This window comes from Ruegeria sp. AB5 (assembly GCF_056542645.1).
Map to the genome: position 1 here is coordinate 78617 of NZ_JBQGAE010000005.1, position 15462 is coordinate 94078.

Sequence of the window (15462 nt, forward strand, 5' to 3'; positions counted from 1 at the left end):
GGTGCGTAGTTCGACAATGGATTTTCCCAGCCGGAACGGGGCGGCAAAGCTGACCAGGCACAAGGCCACGATCTGCAAGACTAGAATATGTGCATTGGCCTGCAAATACTCCCACTCGTCCTGCAGTTTGCCCACCTGTTCGATCAACTCGTCATAGCTTTGCGCCAATATCAGGTAGTCGCCCGCAATTGCAGGCACCTTGCGCCGCATATTGTCGATGGCGGTCTGCGTTTCTTCATCCAATGATGTAAAAACCAGAAACTGATCAATGTCGAATGCATTGGCCTTGGCAGCCATCCCCTCCATTTCAACCTTCTCCTGCCGTCCAAACAGGAAATGCAACCCTTGGAGGGGCGCGACCTCGTTTGTCACGGCAATGAACAATGGCAGGTCGGCATTGCTGGCGGTCGAAGCCGAAAGAAATTCGACCTTTTCGCACAGTACATTTGTGTCGGGATCGTAAGCAGGATCGCAGAACCGAAGTCGAAACCGCGCCGCATCCCGGTCAAAGGCAGATGAGGCCGCATAGGCCACATCAATCTGCCGGTCCAGCCGCGAACTGTCCGCCGTATAGAGCCCGGCCAGAACCGCCACGAGGGCGCCAATACCACCCAGCACGACCCAGACCAGATCAGCCAGCTTCCAGGCCCTGTGCCCCGCCGGTTTGCGGAACAAAAAACCTGTTCCTAGCGATCCGATCAGGAAGAACAGGATCAACAGAGGCAGCTGGTTCTCGGTCACAAAAGTCATGAGATCAAGTTTAGGTGGTCCACCCTGTTGCGCAACCGGGATCACGCGCAGTTGTTTCGTCTTACAGGATGCTCATACTGATTGTGCAAAAGCCGGAGGTTTTCATGGCCAAAGACATAGTTTTGATCCACGGCGCGTTTGCGGGCCCTTGGTGTATGGAGGACTACGCGCAATTCTTTCGCGATCGCGGTTGGAGCGTTCATACCCCGGCGCTGCGATATCACGGTGGTGACCCAAAGGCTGAACCGGACCCAGGCCTGACTGACACCAGTGTAGCGGACTATGCGGACGATATCGCAGCCTTCGTTCAAGGGCTGGGCGGCAAACCGGTCCTGCTGGGTCACGCGATTGCTGGGGTGGTGGCGCAGCAGGTGGCGTCTCGTGGTCTGGCCAGCGCGCTTGTCCTGATCAACCCGAACGCCCCTTGGGGCACGCTGCCGGAAACGGACGATGAACGCGCCGTACCACGTGCCTTGATGGAGGGCGGGGCCTTCTGGAAACACCCCATGCGCGTTGAATTCGACCTGATGGCGCCGTTCGCGCTCAACAAAATGCCCGAAGCGCAGCAACATGCGGTGTTCGACCGCTTGGGTGCAGAAAGCGGGCGCGTCATGTTCGAGATGTTCTTCTGGATGTTCGACGACCACCACGCGATGAAGGTCGATATCGACAAGGTCGACTGCCCGGTGCTGATCGTCTCGGGCACCGAGGACCGGGCGGTGAACCCCGACACCTGCCGCGCGCTTGCGAAGCTCTACGGAGACCGGGCGACCTTTCTGCCCGTTGAAAACCACGCGCATTTCCTGTTCATGGAGCCGGGGTGGCAAAAGCCCGCCGTTCAAATCGCCAACTGGCTGCAGGAAACGCTGGAATAGATCGCGCCTTGCCGGGATCCCGTATTGAGCTTGCCCAACCGCTGTGCAAACTGCGCGATTGACCCAATCAGGGCCAAGACTCAACGCGGAAGGCGCAAGCGTGACCCTGTTCGTCATACTCATCATTCTCACGGCGGCCCTGCTGCATGCGGTGTGGAACGCGATTGTGAAAACAGCCGCGGACCGGACGACAACGCTGGGCCTTGTTGCGCTGGGGCACGTCATCCCGGCCTCAGGGATGATCCTGCTGCTGCCGCTGCCCAGTGCCGAGAGCTTTGTCTACATCGCGCTGTCGACCGTTGTGCATTTCGGGTACTACTACATGCTGGGCAAAGCCTACCAGCATGGCGATCTGAGCGTGGTCTACCCCATCGCACGCGGCATCGTACCCGCGCTGGTCTCGCTCTGGGCCATGGTGCTGGTGGGCGAGGTTCTGCCCTTGCAGGCCTGGGGCGGGATCGCGCTGATCGCTTTGGGCATTCAGCTCAGCAGTTGGAGCGCGCTGCGCTCAGGCGTCGGGCGCAGCGCGCTGGGTTTCGCGCTGGGCACGGGGTTTTGCATCTCGATCTATTCGGTGGTCGACGGGATCGGGGTGCGGCTGTCGGGCAATACGCTCAGCTACTGGGCCTGGGGCGCGTTTTTGCACCTGTTCATCGCGGGGTTCGTTGGGGTGCGCAAGCGGGACACGTTGGCCGCCCTGCGTCCCAAGGTCTGGATGATCGGCATCCTTGGCGGGCTTGTGTCGATGACGGCCTACGGTCTTGTGCTCTATGCCAAGAATTTCGCCCCGCTGGGCGCGGTCTCGGCGCTGCGCGAAACATCCGTCATCTTCGCCGCCCTGATCGGGTTCATCTTCCTGCACGAGGGCAACTGGATGCGCCGCTTGGGCGCGGCGGTCCTGATGGCGGGCGGAGTAGCCTTGATCGGGTTGTCCGTCTGATCAGGGCGCAGGTCTCAGTTATTGGTCGAGAACGTGCTCTGCGGCTTCCATTTCAGCGTGCCGTCATTGTCGCGATGGCAACGCAGCAAGCGTTCCTGAACCGTGGTGACCGTGTTGGTGACGGTGTTGTCGCCGACCATCAGGACAAAGGCGTCTTCGGAATAGGCCATGCCGTCATAGTAGCAGAACCGCGTCTCGGCCCCGTCTGGAATGGGGGATGCGGTGCTGAGCATCTGCTGTGCGGGGGCTGCCGTGGCCAGCAGGGTCAGGGCCAACCCGAGGGTGAGTGTTTTCATGTCGTCCTCCCGTTCGGAAAATTGTTCGTGGTTAAATTGGGTCTTGGACGCTCGGAACCTCAAATGTCGTTCTTGGATGACGGATTGAGGGTAAGTGTGAACAGGATCAACGGGTTAGGCAAGGGGGCTGGTTTAGTTTATGCTGGAAAAGTGGATTCTCCCAGTTCGATTCCTTCTTGCTCAGCCACTAATCTAACGTAACCGCGTAGCATTGGATCATCGAATTCGTACCAGCCAGACTTTCCCTTTCTAAGAAATTTACGCTTGTACAAGCTTTCGAGGGCGTTTCGAAGATCTTGGCCATTGTTCTTATCGACATCATATCCAAGCCGACTGGGCCTTAACTCCATTATCTTTTTATAATCGTCGGCTATATCTTTGAATTGTTTTGATAAATGCGGTCCATCAGCGAGGGCGAACAAGACCTCAACATATCTGTCTGTCCCCTTCTTTATGGCTGAATCATAAGCAGTTCTTAAGCGTGTTGCTGCTTTTTCGGCAGAACGTTTCAAAGCATCGTCGAAAATTTCCTTTGAGACATCCTTTGATTTCTCTTTACGTTCGAACATGGACAGTAGTGAATACTTAAGGATCAAGTGAGCAAAGTGAGGATAGCCGCAGGAGATTTGGCTAATTCGCATGCGCTGGCCGCGATGAAAGCTAACTTGGAACTCTTCTTCTATGTCATCGATAATCTCCCAAACCGCATTTGCCGTAAGGGGTTTTAGTTCAACACCTTGAACATAGCGATCTACAGATTCATGAGCGCTAAGAAGGTCGTCCAAATCGCGAGTGACGCCACAGAATATGAACTTGACCGGCACCGCACTTACCGACATTTGCTTAAGCATGTCGGCAATGTGTTGAAAGGTTTCATCATTTGATAGACGATCAAATTCATCTACTATGACACACGGTACTTTATCAATATCCGAAGGTTGAATTACTTGCTTAACAATTGAACAAGCTTGGTTGGGACTGACTGCTTCAGAGACACTGAGTAGATCGCCAGTTTCTCCTGTAAGGGTTACACCCAAAAACTTGAGCTGTGCGCGGACCTTTTTGCCCTTCAGAAGAGAAGGCTGACGCTCAAACACATCGTTAACGATGTCTTGAAGCAACGAGCGGAAGTTAGTTTCTGTTCCGCATCCGACTGCCGCGCATAGTTCAACCTCATCATCCCAGACACCACAGGCAGTGTGTCCAACTGACGTTTTTCCGATGCCACGGGCGCCCCAAATGAAGGGATGTGCTCCAGAGGTTTCAAATGCGTCCAACATTTCGTTTATGGCTTTCGTACGTCCTTTCAACTGGGTTGAAAGCTCGATGTGCCTTGAAGGATGCAATAAGAAATCTAGACGACTGCGAAATTGTTTGCGGTCGTCACCAATCGAATTAATCTCAAACATCCAATTCCTCCACGAACCGCGCGTTCTCCTGAATATACTGGAACCGCAGTTCGGGTTTCTTACCCATCAAGCGCTCGACCAGATCGCCGGTTTCGCCGGGTTCGTCCTCATCTATGGTGACGCGGATCAGTTTGCGGGATGCCGGGTCCATCGTGGTCTCTTTCAGGTCCTTGGCGTCCATTTCGCCCAGACCTTTGAAGCGCGAGACATCGATCTTGCCTTTGCCGCCCAGACCTTTTTCCAGCCACCCATCCCGTTCAGCCTCGTCCAGACAATAGACGCGTTTAGCGCCTTGGGTCAGGCGATAGAGGGGCGGGCAGGCGAGGTAGAGGTGGCCCGCGTCAATCATGGGCCGCATCTGGGTGAAGAAGAACGTCATCAGCAGCGCCGCGATATGCGCGCCGTCAACATCCGCGTCGGTCATGATGATGATCTTGTCATAGCGCAGGTCGTCGACGTTGAATTTGGTGCCAAGCCCCACACCCAGCGCCTGGGTCAGGTCGTTGATTTCGGCATTGGTGCCCAGCTTGGAACTGGCCGCGCCCAGCACGTTCAGGATCTTGCCGCGCAGGGGCAGCAAGGCCTGTGTCTTGCGGTTGCGGCCCATCTTGGCCGAACCGCCGGCCGAATCGCCCTCGACAATGAACAGTTCGGTGCCGTCCCGTGTTGAACTAGAGCAGTCCACCAGCTTGCCGGGGAGACGAAGTTTCTTAGTGGCGGACTTGCGTTGTGTTTCCTTCTCGGCCCGTCGGCGTAGACGTTCCTCGGACCTCAGAATGAGGAAATCGAGAATGGCGCCAGCGGATTTCGTATCAGCAGCCAGCCAGTTGTCGAAATGGTCGCGGACCGAGTTTTCCACCAGCCGCTGTGCCTCGACCGTGGCAAGGCGGTCTTTGGTCTGGCCGACAAATTCGGGCTCGCTGATGAAACAGGACACCAGGGCGCAGCCGCCGGTGATCAGGTCCTCGCGGGTGATCTGCGCGGCCTTTTTGTTGTTGATCAACTCGCCATAAGCTTTGATGCCCTTGAGGACGGCGGCCCAGAATCCGGCCACATGGGTGCCGCCTTCGGGCGTGGGGACGGTGTTACAGTAGGATTGGATGAACCCGTCGCGCGAGGGCGTCCAGTTGATCGCCCATTCGACCTTGCCGGCGGTGCCGAATTTCTCGCGGAAATCCACGGTGCCGGCAAAGGGCTGATCGGCGTATGTGGACGAGCCGTTCATCGTCTCGTTGAGGTAATCCGACAAGCCACCGGGGAAGTGGAACGTCGCCTCGGTTGGTGTTTCCCCATCGTCGATGGCGGTTTTCCACCGGATTTCCACGCCCGAGAACAGGTAGGCCTTGGAGCGGATGGACTTGAACAGCCGCGCGGGTTTGAATTTATGGTGGCCAAAGATTTCAGCGTCGGCATGGAAGGTCACCGTGGTGCCGCGCCGGTTTGGGGCCGCGCCGACCTTTTCGACCGGGCCCAGCGGGACACCGCGCGAGAACCGTTGTTCGAACAGCGTCTTGTCGCGCGCCACCTGAACGACCATCGAATCCGACAAGGCGTTCACGACCGACGCGCCCACACCGTGTAAACCGCCCGAGGTCTGATAGGCCTTGCCCGAGAATTTACCGCCCGCGTGCAGGGTACACAGGATGACCTCCAGTGCGGATTTGTCGGGAAATTTGGGGTGCGGGTCGATCGGAATGCCGCGCCCGTTGTCGCGCACCGTCAGGGCGTAATCCGCGTGCAGCTCAACCTCGATCCGGTTGGCGTGGCCCGCGACCGCTTCGTCCATCGAGTTGTCGAGGATTTCAGCCACCATATGGTGCAGCGCGCGCTCATCCGTGCCGCCGATATACATGCCTGGGCGTTTGCGAACAGGTTCAAGACCTTCGAGCACCTCGATGGAGGATGCGTCATAGGTATTGGTCGCTTCGGGCGTCAACAGATCGTCGGGCATATGGGCTGCTCTTGTTTTTAGGTTTCCTTCATTATGGCAGGTGATGTGGTGCGGGGGAAGAGGGGCGCGAGGTGTTGTGTCCCTTCTTCAGCGGAATCAGTCTATTTTTTGAAAGACGGATCTGGTGTTCCGACATAACAGTTCATGATCCAGGGATAAGACGAGGTGACGTAGTAGCCGTATTGACCGTCAACCGTCATGCCGTTGCATTCGTCCAGATCGCCCTTTCCGGTGAATCTGTAGTCATCGATATATGTGCCATCCGGTTTGCCGCCGGGGCCGTTCGGCGGTGAAGGGCGATCTTCGGTTTTCAACTCATACCCGGATATTGCCGCCCGGATTGTGCCGGTCGAATCCTTGAAGATCGAGCCGAAGATTGGAAATCCGTCAGAAGCGAAGCCAATGACGGGCGAGGGCTCGGTAAACTCGCGGTCGACAAACAATGCATTGGGGTTCGAGTGGTAGTGATAGCGGCCGTCCGGCTGCGTGTGGGCGTTGTGAAGATCAACGCCGAAATACTTGTCGTATGAGGGCGGATCGATCAGCCACGGGTCGCGGATCGTGCACCCTGCCAGAACGTTGCCGTTCTTGTCGGCCCGCCGACCGTTGGGGCGGTAGCACCCCGCAGATAGCAGATCGACGGGCACACCGTTGAACAATATGGCGTTATACGCCCGTTGGCCTAATGGGGTTGTCTGGGCAGCCTTTCGGGGGGTTCTGGGAACCTGAAATTCGGACAGCACGGGTTTGAAATCATTTGCAAACCGCGCAGTTGACCCGTTGAAGTCGTGATTGGGGGTGCCATTGGAAGCGATTGTACAAGTCTCGTCATCGGCCACGATTCTGACCTGAGACTGATACCGGGTCTGTTTCTGGATGTCCTCGACCGTAGCCGAATAGTCACCAACATAGTGCGCGCAATCGCCCGAGCGGCTGGTCAGAATGGCATTCGTAATATCCGTTCCTGTGCTTTGCTGCGCGTAGATGGGCACGGTCAGCAACGGCGCCAGGATCGAGAGAGTTCCGGTAAATTTGAGCATCTGGAGCGCCCCCCATTTTTTGCAATCTCGGCTCAAGGTTATCTGACCTGGAATGTCACGCAAGCTTGGGCTTGACGGTTCAGGGTGGCGCGGATGAACTGGACACGCAATTTTAGATGAAAGACTTCAATGAGCTGGATCAAAACCGTTCCTGTTGATGCCGCGACCGGCAGGCTGAAAACACTCTATGACCGGGTGAGCGGACCTGACAACACTGTCGACAACATCATGATGACCCATTCCCTGCGTCCGCATTCGATGGAAGGTCACATGGCGCTCTACAAAAATGTACTGCACCATTCCGGGAACAAGATACCCAAATGGTTTCTCGAGGTTCTGGGGGTTTGGGTCAGTGCGCTGAACCGGTGCGGCTATTGTGTCGAGCATCATTTCAGCGGGTTGCAGCGATTACTGGGGGATAGTGCGCGCGGGGATGCTATCCGCGCGGCTATCGAGGCGCGTCGGCCCGGAGATGCACCGCTCGACGCGGCCCAGATCGTGGCGATGGGCTATGCGCGCAAACTGACCGAGGCACCTGCGGATTTGCTTGAAACGGATGTGATCGCCTTGCGCGACGCAGGTTGGGATGATGGAGAGATTCTGGAGATCAATCAGGTCTGCGCGTATTTTTCCTACGCCAACCGAACGGTGCTTGGATTGGGGTGTTCGACGGATGGGGACGTTTTGGGATTGTCGCCCAACAACTCGGACAAACCAGACGATTGGGGCCATCGATAGCAAGCGACCTAAGGGCGTGTGGCTCCGTCGGGATTGGAGTTGCCCAGAAACCTGCCGATCATGATGGATTTCACGTTGAAAACTTGGGTTTCCGGGCCTCGGTTTGATCCCCATCAAGGCAAAATGGCGCTGAATCTGCTAGCCGTCCCAGCGGACAGTGAGAAAGGACCCAATGTATGGTAGCCATTGCGCAAACAGAACCACCCAAGCCAGAAATCCAAATTGTTGCAGACAAGACACCAAGCGTTCCCAGCCACGAAAAGATTCGGCAGGCGTTTGAAAGCGGTAAGTACCCCTATGGCCGCAAAATGGCGCGCCCGACCTATGAGGCGCAAAAGGCGCAGTTGCAGGCTGAACTGCTCAAGGTTCAGCTGTGGGCGCAGGAGACAGGGCAGCGGTTTGTTCTGCTGTTCGAAGGCCGCGATGCCGCCGGCAAGGGCGGTACGATCAAACGGTTTATGGAGCATCTGAACCCCCGACAGGCGCGTGTTGTGGCGTTGAACAAGCCGACATGGGAAGAAAAGGGGCAATGGTATTACCAACGCTACGTGCAGGAATTGCCGACCGTTGGTGAAATGGTGTTTTATGACCGATCCTGGTATAACCGCGCGGGCGTTGAACGGGTTATGGGGTTCTGCACGCCCAACGAATACCTGGAATTCATGCGGCAGACACCGGATCTGGAACGGATGCTGGCGCGTTCGGGTATCCAGCTTTACAAATACTGGTTCTCGGTGACGCAGGAAGAACAGCAACGCCGCTTCAAAAGTCGAGAGACGGATCCTCTGAAACAGTGGAAGCTGTCACCAATCGACAAAGCCAGCCTGGATAAGTGGGATGACTACACCGAGGCGAAAGAGGCAATGTTCTTCTATACCGACACCGCTGATGCGCCCTGGACCATCGTCAAATCGAACGACAAGAAACGCGCGCGCCTGAATTGCATGCGCCATTTCCTTTCGACGCTGGACTATCCCGGGAAAGATCACGATGTGGTCGGGGAACCTGATCCGCTTATCGTCGGACAGGCGCATCACGTGATCCATCGCTCGGAACATATTCTGGGCACTGCCCTGCATCCCGAGGCTCGCTGAAGCATCGAAACCGCCGCAGCACCGCATTTGAATTGCGGCGGTTGGATTGTCGGGCTCCTTGTCTCACTTTGAAATTTTTCTGATCCGCTCTTGCCGGGACTGCGGGCCGGGCATATGGCTTGGGAAATGACAAAGGTGATGACATATCCCGGCCATTTCCGCGCCATAGCCGTGCTGGGTCTGCCGTTGATCGGCGGGCATCTGGCACAGTTTGCAATCGGTCTGACCGATACGGTCATGTTGGGCTGGTACGGGGTCGAAGCTCTGGCAGCGGTGACGCTGGCAGGCAGCTACTACTTTGTGTTGTTTCTGTTCGGGGCCGGCTTTGGTTGGGCTGTGATGCCGATGGTGGCGACGGCTGCGGCAGAAGATGACGAGACCAGTATTCGTCGCTCGACCCGCATGGGGCTGTGGCTTTCCTTGCTGTACGCCACGCTGGTCATGCCTTTGCTTTGGTGGTCCTATCCGGTCCTGATCGCCTTGAAGCAAGAGCCGCAAGTGGCTGAAACTGCATCCGAATACCTGCGTGTCGCCGGTTGGGGGCTGTTTCCGGCGCTGCTGGTGATGGTCTTGAAATCTTATCTGGCGGCGCTGGAACGCACGCAGATTGTTCTGTGGATCACGGTTGTGGCGGCGGCTGTTAACGGGATCACCAACTATGCGCTGATCTTTGGCAACTGGGGCGCACCGGAACTGGGCGTTCTGGGTGCGGCCATTGCATCCATCGTGACTCAGGTCGTATCGCTGATTGCTGTCGTCATTTATGCAGTGCGCGTGTTGCCGGAACATAGCCTGTTTCGCCGATTCTGGCGTCCGGATTGGGAGATGTTCGGTCGTGTTCTGCGATTGGGTGTGCCGATTGGTTTGACCACTTTGGCCGAAGTAACCCTATTCGCGACATCTGCCATCATGATGGGATGGCTGGGGCAGGTGCCCTTGGCCGCGCATGGCATCGCGTTGAACCTGGCCTCGGCCACCTTCATGGTTCATCTGGGTCTGTCGAACGCGGCCACCATCCGCGCGGGCAATGCGTTGGGCCGACGGGACCGGGCACACCTGGAGCGCGGCGCAATTGCCGTGACGGGAATGTCTCTGGTGGTCTCGGTCCTGACGATCATCCTGTTCCTGACCTGTGCCGAGCCGCTGATTTCGCTGTTTATGGAAGCCGATAGTGAACAACGCGGCCAAATTCTGGCAATCGGGACCGGGTTGCTGGCGATGGCGGCGCTGTTCCAACTGGTCGATGGAGCTCAGGTGATAGCGCTGGGTCTGCTGCGCGGATTGCAGGATGCCAAGGTCCCTATGGTTATGGCCGCGCTCAGCTATTGGGTGGTGGGAATACCCGCATCCTACTATTTTGGGTTCGTCCGCGAGATGGACGGCATCGGTGTCTGGCTGGGTCTTGTTCTGGGGCTGGCATGCGCCGCCGTTCTTCTGATGGCTCGTTTCTGGATGCGGTCGGTCCGCGAGGTCGGGGTTCCGGCAGAATAGCCGTTAGTCCTGTCTCAACCGATCGGCCTTCTTGCGCACCAGAACCGAGCGCAAGTCGTGCATTGCCATCAGCAGTCGGTCGGTCACATCCTCAAGTTGGTCGTCCGAGGCCTTTGATTGCGCCCATTGGGTTGTCAGGTTCAGGTAGTCAATCGCACGGTGGATATCATCGATGTCCCGCTGGGCCAGCAGGGCCTTGCGCGCTTCCATCCAGCGTGCGATTTCGGCGGTTTCGGCCTCGGTCAGGCTGCGTTGGCCGTGCGGTTTGACCTCGCCATTGCGAATATTGATGACCGCAATCTGATCCATCTCGATCCGGCGTTGCCGGTTCTCGGTATCGATCTTGAACACCACCGCTCCGTTTTCTCGAATGCGGAAATAGTATTCTGGAAGCTCGGCGGTCATGTGTGTCTCCGGTCAGGTCAACGAGGCGCAGAAGCGTTGGATGCGGCTGCAGGCCTCGGTCAGCGCTTCGTCCGAGGTCGCGTAGCTGACCCGGAAGTTTGGTGACAGGCCAAAGGCCGCGCCGAAGACAACGGCGACGTCTTGTTCTTCCAGTAGGGCGGTTGCGAAGGCCTCATCCGAATCGATCAGCGTACCCGCGGGTGTGGTTTTCCCGATCAAGCCTGCAATCGAGGGATAAACGTAGAATGCGCCTTCGGGTGTGGGGCAGGTGACCCCGTCAATCGCGTTCAACATACCCAGGACCAGATCGCGGCGACGTTTGAAGGTCTCGTTGTTCGGGGCCAGAAACGCCTGCGTTCCGTTCAAGGCCTCGACTGCCGCCCATTGGCTGATCGAGCAGGGGTTTGAGGTGGACTGAGACTGAATTTTGCGCATCGCGGTAATGATCTCGACCGGACCGGCGGCATAGCCAATCCGCCACCCTGTCATCGCGTAGGCTTTCGAGACCCCGTTGCACGTCAACGTCCGATCGTAAAGACCGGGCTCAACCTCGGCGGGTGTACAGAATTCGAAACCGTCATAGGCAAGGTGTTCGTACATGTCATCTGACATGATCCAGACTTGCGGGTGGCGCATCAGAACGTCGGTCAGGGCCTTCAATTCGTCCCGGCTGTAGCCTGCACCTGTGGGGTTCGACGGCGAGTTGAAGATGAACCACTTGGTCTTGGGCGTAATCGCGGCCTCAAGCTGATCGGCTGTCAGTTTGAAGCTGTTCTCAAGCGTGGTTTCGACGACCACGGGTGTTCCGCCTGCCAGCAGAACCATATCGGGATAGCTGACCCAGTAGGGCGCGGGAATGATCACCTCATCGCCCTCGTTCATGGTCGCCATCAGCGCGTTATACAGCGTCTGCTTGCCGCCGGTCCCAACCGAAATCTGCGCGGGCGTGTAGTCCAGACCATGATCGCGTTTCATCTTGGCGCAGGCGGCCTGTTTCAGCTCGGCAATGCCATCGGGCGCGGTATATTTGGTCTTGCCCGCCGCAATGGCGGCGACAGCTGCATCCTTGATATTCTGAGGCGTGTCGAAATCGGGTTCACCCGCACTCAGGGCTATGACATCGCGACCGGCGGCTTTCAGCTCGGCGGCTTTTGCTGTCATTGCGACGGTCGGAGAAGGTTTTACGCGTGACAGTGTCGCAGACAGGAAACTCATGGTCGGCCTCGGTTTGTATGTTCAATCTGTCTGTCATAGGGTGCGCCCGAATGACGATCAAGCCGTATGAATTTATAAACTGGAGACCCCGATGAACGACGAAACCGACTGGTATGGGCCAGAATCCGCGACGTTCGGGGATCGCTTGGCAGGAGCACGAGAGGCGGCCGGGATGACCCAGGCACAGCTTGCGCGGCGTCTGGGTGTCAAAAAGGCGACGATTGCGGCCTGGGAGAATGACCTGTCCGAGCCGCGTGCCAACCGTCTGTCGATGATGGCAGGTATGATCAATGTCTCGATCATGTGGTTGCTGACCGGTGAGGGTGAGGGCATGGAGGCGCCTGCCGAAGACAGCGAGGCCAATCTTGAACTGACGGATGCTGTGGCTGAATTGCGCGCCATTCGCGGCGAGATGCGTGCCAGCGCCGAACGGGCGGCGCGGTTGGAAAAGAAGCTGCGTTTGATGCTGGAGCGGGGATAGTGGCCGAGACACGGGACGTCCGGATCAAGCGCATGCAGATGCGCTCGATGCGACGTGGGATAAAAGAAATGGACCTGATCCTGTCCGCCTATGCCGAGCGGAACCTGGGCGCGATGGATACGGCAGGTCTCGATCTTTATGATGCGCTGTTGAACGAAAACGATCAGGATCTGTATCAGTGGGTTACGGGACAGGCGCAAGCACCCCAAGCGTTCACGGACTTGATTGCGGATATCGCGCAAACTTTCCAAAAATAAAAGAAAATCAGACTTAACCGATTTTTCGGAAATTCAGGTCATCGTGTCTGAAACGACACGACTGAATCGGAGGGTCGGATGAGTATGGAAATGCAGGTTTCCGGGTCAGGAGCCAAAGGGTTCATGATCAGTTATCTTGAGGCGCTGGCCCTTGTGGAACGGTTGCACCGCCTGTTGCTGGACGTCATCAAGGATGAGTTTGAGCGGGTGGGTGTGCTTGAGATCAACGCGGTACAGGCCTTGTTGCTGTTCAATATCGGTGATCATGAGGTGACGGCTGGTGAGTTGAAAAGCCGTGGTTACTACCAAGGCAGCAATGTCAGCTACAATCTCAAGAAGCTGGTAGAGACAGGCTATATGCACCACCAGCGCTGTGAGATAGACCGGCGCTCGGTACGGGTGCGCCTGACGCCAAGGGGTCGTGAGATTCGCGATATCGTCTCCGAGTTGTTCTCACGCCATGCCGAAGGGTTGCAAAACCGGGGTGTATTGGGGTTGGAGGGTATCGAGGATATCACCGGGTCTTTGCGCCGGGTCGAGCGGTACTGGACAGACCAAATCCGCTACATTTACTGATCAAGGGCGGGCTTCCGAGAAAACCAGCCCGTCCAATTCCCGGATCAGTTTCCGTGTCATTGCGTCCTCATAGGCTTCGAACCCCAGCGCGACTTCGACGAAAGCGTCAGGGCCCAGGATGACCCATGCTTTGTAGTAGGCGGACAGTTCGCCAACCTGGACGAAGCGTCGATCTCCGTTGCCCGGATCGTCGGCACCGATGACCAGCCCGTTAATGGTCATACCGGTGTTTTCCAGCATGGCTTTGGCGGTACGCGGATGAAGACCAAGATTGTGCTTGCCGTCCCCGGACAAATCCAGCGTCCGTTTCCAGCACTTCTTTTGTTGTGACAGGAGTTCCGCGCCAAAGAGCATGGCCGCACCGACGGCAGTGCCTTGCGGGGACGCACTGCGTTTGACGAGACCCAGTTGCGCCACGATCCGGTCAAGGTCAGCGTTCGTGCGAATCTCCGTCCAGTCCAACAGCATACGTTGATGCCCGGGTTCGCTCCATTCGAAGACTGACAGGCGAATGAGGTTGGCGGGGATTGACAAAACAAGGCTGCGAATTTCAGATCGGTCAAGAGCCGCCGCCAAACCTCTGATCTGGAGCCTGTATTCGGAACTGTCCACCGACCCGGATACATCCAGTCCCAGCGCCAGCGCCTGCCGACACTGTGCCGTAGCCGGACCGGCCAACACGCATAGCAGAATGGCAAGCCAGCGGATCATCTGCCCTCAGCCCGCTGCAGTGCGCCAATCTGCAGGCCGCTCAACTCCCGTTCCAGTTTCCGGCGCATGGCGCGTTCGAAATCCTCGAAGCCTTGTGCGACTTCGAGAAAGGCACCTGGCCCGTGCAGGACGTTGTTTTCGAAAAAGGGAATCAGAAACAGTTCGCCTTCGAAATCGGCGGCATTGATCACAAGCCCATTCACCACAACATCGTCGAAAGGAAAATGCCTGTAGGCGATCTGCGGGCCGTAGCCATCATTGTTCGAACCGTCCCCGGATAGATCGATGGTCTGAAAGAGGCAGGCAGGCGCGTCCTGCAGCAAAGACGCCCCAAACGCCAGCGCATGCCCCATCGCCGTAGCAGACCCGGCATCCGAGCGTTTCGACTGGCTGATCCGCGTTGCAGCGGCCAGCAGGTCGCCCTCGTTTTCGACTACTCGCCAAGGTAAGACAACGTGCTGGGTGGACCGACCGCTCCACTCATAGACCGCCAGCGCCACTGGCATCGGGGACGAGAAAAAAGCCTCTTGAACCTCGGGTGCAATCAACGCGGCAGCCAGGCCTTGGCGTTGCAACGTGTCTTCGTCCTGATCGACTGAAACCGAGATATCCAGCGCCAAGGCCAGCGCAAGGCGGCAGGCCTCTGCCTGCGCAGGGCTGGCCAACCCGGCCAACCCCAATGCTATCAGTGCACGGATCACCAGTGGCCAGTGCTCTCCATGCTGGTCCAGGGTTCCGCAGGTTCCAGCGCCTCGCCGTTTTGTAGCAATTCGACCGAGATATTGTCGGGAGAGCGGATGAATGCCATCCGTCCGTCACGCGGCGGACGGTTGATCACAACGCCATTGTCTTGCAGGTGCCGGCAGGTTTCATAGATGTTGTCGACACCATAGGCGAGGTGCCCGAAATGGCGGCTGTCGCTGGGCAGAGCATCATCACCATCCCAGTTGTAGGTCAGTTCAAGCGGGCGATCTTCCTGCCCCGGAGGGGCCATGAAGATCAGAGTGAACCGACCCTGTTCGCTTTCGTAGCGACGTGTTTCCTTCAAACCGAGCAACTCGTAAAACGCCATCGATTTCTCAAGATCCTTCACCCGGACCATGGTGTGCAAATATGTCAGCGCCATCTCGGCTTTCCTTTTGTCAGTTGTTTTCTGAGCAGCTTAGCGCGGTTGCGGAGCGTGTCGAGAGGGGCGGCGGGGTCGAATTCCAGACTGACAGAACATGCGGCAGA

17 protein-coding genes and 1 pseudogene are annotated in these 15462 nt (G+C 57.3%); 8 read left to right on the plus strand and 10 right to left on the minus strand.

What is annotated here, in order from left to right; translation table 11 throughout:
* Nucleotides 1-3: 3 nt before the first annotated feature.
* A pseudogene (locus ACR0L4_RS11065) lies at nt 4-750 on the minus strand (hypothetical protein); the annotation flags it as partial.
* A gap of 104 nt (nt 751-854) precedes the next feature.
* Here ACR0L4_RS11065 and ACR0L4_RS11070 point away from each other — a divergent pair.
* Complete coding sequence (locus tag ACR0L4_RS11070; RefSeq protein WP_480512926.1) at nt 855-1625, plus strand: alpha/beta hydrolase; 771 nt, start codon at nt 855-857, stop codon at nt 1623-1625.
* A 100-nt stretch (nt 1626-1725) separates the two neighbouring features.
* The gene (locus ACR0L4_RS11075; RefSeq protein WP_170751081.1) at nt 1726-2565 is read left to right on the plus strand and encodes an EamA family transporter; all 840 of its coding nucleotides are present in this window, start codon (nt 1726-1728) and stop codon (nt 2563-2565) included.
* A 14-nt stretch (nt 2566-2579) separates the two neighbouring features.
* Here ACR0L4_RS11075 and ACR0L4_RS11080 read toward each other — a convergent pair whose 3' ends face one another.
* From ACR0L4_RS11080 to ACR0L4_RS11095, 4 genes are all read right to left on the minus strand, one after another.
* Nucleotides 2580-2861, minus strand: coding sequence for a hypothetical protein (locus tag ACR0L4_RS11080; RefSeq protein WP_170751079.1), 282 nt, complete (start codon nt 2859-2861; stop codon nt 2580-2582).
* 137 nt (nt 2862-2998) lie between these two features.
* Nucleotides 2999-4270, minus strand: coding sequence for an ATP-binding protein (locus ACR0L4_RS11085; RefSeq protein WP_480512928.1), 1272 nt, complete (start codon nt 4268-4270; stop codon nt 2999-3001).
* Nucleotides 4263-6221 carry a DNA topoisomerase IV subunit B gene (gene parE / locus ACR0L4_RS11090; protein ID WP_480512930.1) on the minus strand — a complete coding sequence of 653 codons (1959 nt, stop codon included), beginning with the start codon at nt 6219-6221 and terminating at the stop codon, nt 4263-4265. The genes ACR0L4_RS11085 and parE overlap by 8 nt, the downstream gene beginning before the upstream one ends.
* Before the next feature lie 101 nt (nt 6222-6322).
* Complete coding sequence (locus ACR0L4_RS11095) at nt 6323-7261, minus strand: YHYH protein (protein WP_480512932.1); 939 nt, start codon at nt 7259-7261, stop codon at nt 6323-6325.
* Between the two features lie 129 nt (nt 7262-7390).
* Here ACR0L4_RS11095 and ACR0L4_RS11100 point away from each other — a divergent pair, with 129 nt between their 5' ends.
* From ACR0L4_RS11100 to ACR0L4_RS11110, 3 genes are all read left to right on the plus strand, one after another.
* Entirely contained in the window at nt 7391-7999 is a 609-nt protein-coding gene (locus ACR0L4_RS11100; protein WP_480512934.1) for a carboxymuconolactone decarboxylase family protein, read from the plus strand.
* A gap of 176 nt (nt 8000-8175) precedes the next feature.
* On the plus strand, nt 8176-9093 hold the full coding sequence (gene ppk2 / locus ACR0L4_RS11105; protein ID WP_480512936.1) for a polyphosphate kinase 2: 918 nt from the start codon (nt 8176-8178) through the stop codon (nt 9091-9093).
* A 90-nt stretch (nt 9094-9183) separates the two neighbouring features.
* Nucleotides 9184-10584 carry an MATE family efflux transporter gene (locus tag ACR0L4_RS11110; RefSeq protein ID WP_480512938.1) on the plus strand — a complete coding sequence of 467 codons (1401 nt, stop codon included), beginning with the start codon at nt 9184-9186 and terminating at the stop codon, nt 10582-10584.
* 3 nt (nt 10585-10587) lie between these two features.
* Here ACR0L4_RS11110 and ACR0L4_RS11115 read toward each other — a convergent pair whose 3' ends face one another.
* Both ACR0L4_RS11115 and ACR0L4_RS11120 read right to left on the minus strand, forming a co-directional pair.
* On the minus strand, nt 10588-10989 hold the full coding sequence (locus tag ACR0L4_RS11115) for a hypothetical protein (RefSeq protein ID WP_480512940.1): 402 nt from the start codon (nt 10987-10989) through the stop codon (nt 10588-10590).
* Nucleotides 10990-11001: 12 nt separating this feature from the next.
* Nucleotides 11002-12204, minus strand: a complete 1203-nt coding sequence (locus ACR0L4_RS11120) for a pyridoxal phosphate-dependent aminotransferase (RefSeq protein ID WP_480512942.1) — start codon at nt 12202-12204, stop codon at nt 11002-11004.
* Nucleotides 12205-12295: 91 nt separating this feature from the next.
* Here ACR0L4_RS11120 and ACR0L4_RS11125 point away from each other — a divergent pair, with 91 nt between their 5' ends.
* From ACR0L4_RS11125 to ACR0L4_RS11135, 3 genes are all read left to right on the plus strand, one after another.
* Nucleotides 12296-12685 (plus strand): helix-turn-helix domain-containing protein, encoded by a 390-nt coding sequence (locus tag ACR0L4_RS11125; protein WP_170751060.1) that lies wholly within the window; start codon nt 12296-12298, stop codon nt 12683-12685.
* A gap of 32 nt (nt 12686-12717) precedes the next feature.
* Nucleotides 12718-12942, plus strand: a complete 225-nt coding sequence (locus ACR0L4_RS11130; protein ID WP_480513224.1) for a succinate dehydrogenase assembly factor 2 — start codon at nt 12718-12720, stop codon at nt 12940-12942.
* Nucleotides 12943-13020: 78 nt separating this feature from the next.
* Nucleotides 13021-13518, plus strand: a complete 498-nt coding sequence (locus tag ACR0L4_RS11135) for a winged helix DNA-binding protein (RefSeq protein WP_170751057.1) — start codon at nt 13021-13023, stop codon at nt 13516-13518.
* Here the strand turns inward: ACR0L4_RS11135 and ACR0L4_RS11140 are convergent, their stop codons facing one another.
* From ACR0L4_RS11140 to ACR0L4_RS11150, 3 genes are read right to left on the minus strand one after another with little or no spacing between them, the layout of a single operon-like run.
* Nucleotides 13519-14229, minus strand: a complete 711-nt coding sequence (locus ACR0L4_RS11140) for a DUF1194 domain-containing protein (protein ID WP_480512945.1) — start codon at nt 14227-14229, stop codon at nt 13519-13521.
* Nucleotides 14226-14930: a DUF1194 domain-containing protein gene (locus ACR0L4_RS11145; protein ID WP_480512947.1), complete on the minus strand. Its 705-nt coding sequence runs from the start codon at nt 14928-14930 to the stop codon at nt 14226-14228. The genes ACR0L4_RS11140 and ACR0L4_RS11145 overlap by 4 nt, the downstream gene beginning before the upstream one ends.
* Complete coding sequence (locus tag ACR0L4_RS11150; protein ID WP_170751051.1) at nt 14927-15355, minus strand: VOC family protein; 429 nt, start codon at nt 15353-15355, stop codon at nt 14927-14929. Before ACR0L4_RS11150 ends, ACR0L4_RS11145 begins: the two co-directional genes overlap by 4 nt.
* Nucleotides 15356-15462: the final 107 nt, after the last annotated feature.

Excerpts from the sequence above, each read along its gene's own strand:
- ACR0L4_RS11135 (WP_170751057.1), top strand. The coding sequence starts at position 13,021 with ATGAGTATGGAAATGCAGGTTTCCGGGTCAGGAGCCAAAGGGTTCATG.
- ACR0L4_RS11085 (WP_480512928.1), bottom strand. The coding sequence starts at position 4,270 with ATGTTTGAGATTAATTCGATTGGTGACGACCGCAAACAATTTCGCAGT.
- ACR0L4_RS11100 (WP_480512934.1), top strand. The coding sequence starts at position 7,391 with ATGAGCTGGATCAAAACCGTTCCTGTTGATGCCGCGACCGGCAGGCTG.
- ACR0L4_RS11125 (WP_170751060.1), top strand. The coding sequence starts at position 12,296 with ATGAACGACGAAACCGACTGGTATGGGCCAGAATCCGCGACGTTCGGG.
- ACR0L4_RS11130 (WP_480513224.1), top strand. The coding sequence starts at position 12,718 with ATGCAGATGCGCTCGATGCGACGTGGGATAAAAGAAATGGACCTGATC.
- ACR0L4_RS11080 (WP_170751079.1), bottom strand. The coding sequence starts at position 2,861 with ATGAAAACACTCACCCTCGGGTTGGCCCTGACCCTGCTGGCCACGGCA.
- ACR0L4_RS11120 (WP_480512942.1), bottom strand. The coding sequence starts at position 12,204 with ATGAGTTTCCTGTCTGCGACACTGTCACGCGTAAAACCTTCTCCGACC.
- ACR0L4_RS11150 (WP_170751051.1), bottom strand. The coding sequence starts at position 15,355 with ATGGCGCTGACATATTTGCACACCATGGTCCGGGTGAAGGATCTTGAG.
- parE (WP_480512930.1), bottom strand. The coding sequence starts at position 6,221 with ATGCCCGACGATCTGTTGACGCCCGAAGCGACCAATACCTATGACGCA.
- ppk2 (WP_480512936.1), top strand. The coding sequence starts at position 8,176 with ATGGTAGCCATTGCGCAAACAGAACCACCCAAGCCAGAAATCCAAATT.
- ACR0L4_RS11070 (WP_480512926.1), top strand. The coding sequence starts at position 855 with ATGGCCAAAGACATAGTTTTGATCCACGGCGCGTTTGCGGGCCCTTGG.
- ACR0L4_RS11115 (WP_480512940.1), bottom strand. The coding sequence starts at position 10,989 with ATGACCGCCGAGCTTCCAGAATACTATTTCCGCATTCGAGAAAACGGA.
- ACR0L4_RS11140 (WP_480512945.1), bottom strand. The coding sequence starts at position 14,229 with ATGATCCGCTGGCTTGCCATTCTGCTATGCGTGTTGGCCGGTCCGGCT.
- ACR0L4_RS11095 (WP_480512932.1), bottom strand. The coding sequence starts at position 7,261 with ATGCTCAAATTTACCGGAACTCTCTCGATCCTGGCGCCGTTGCTGACC.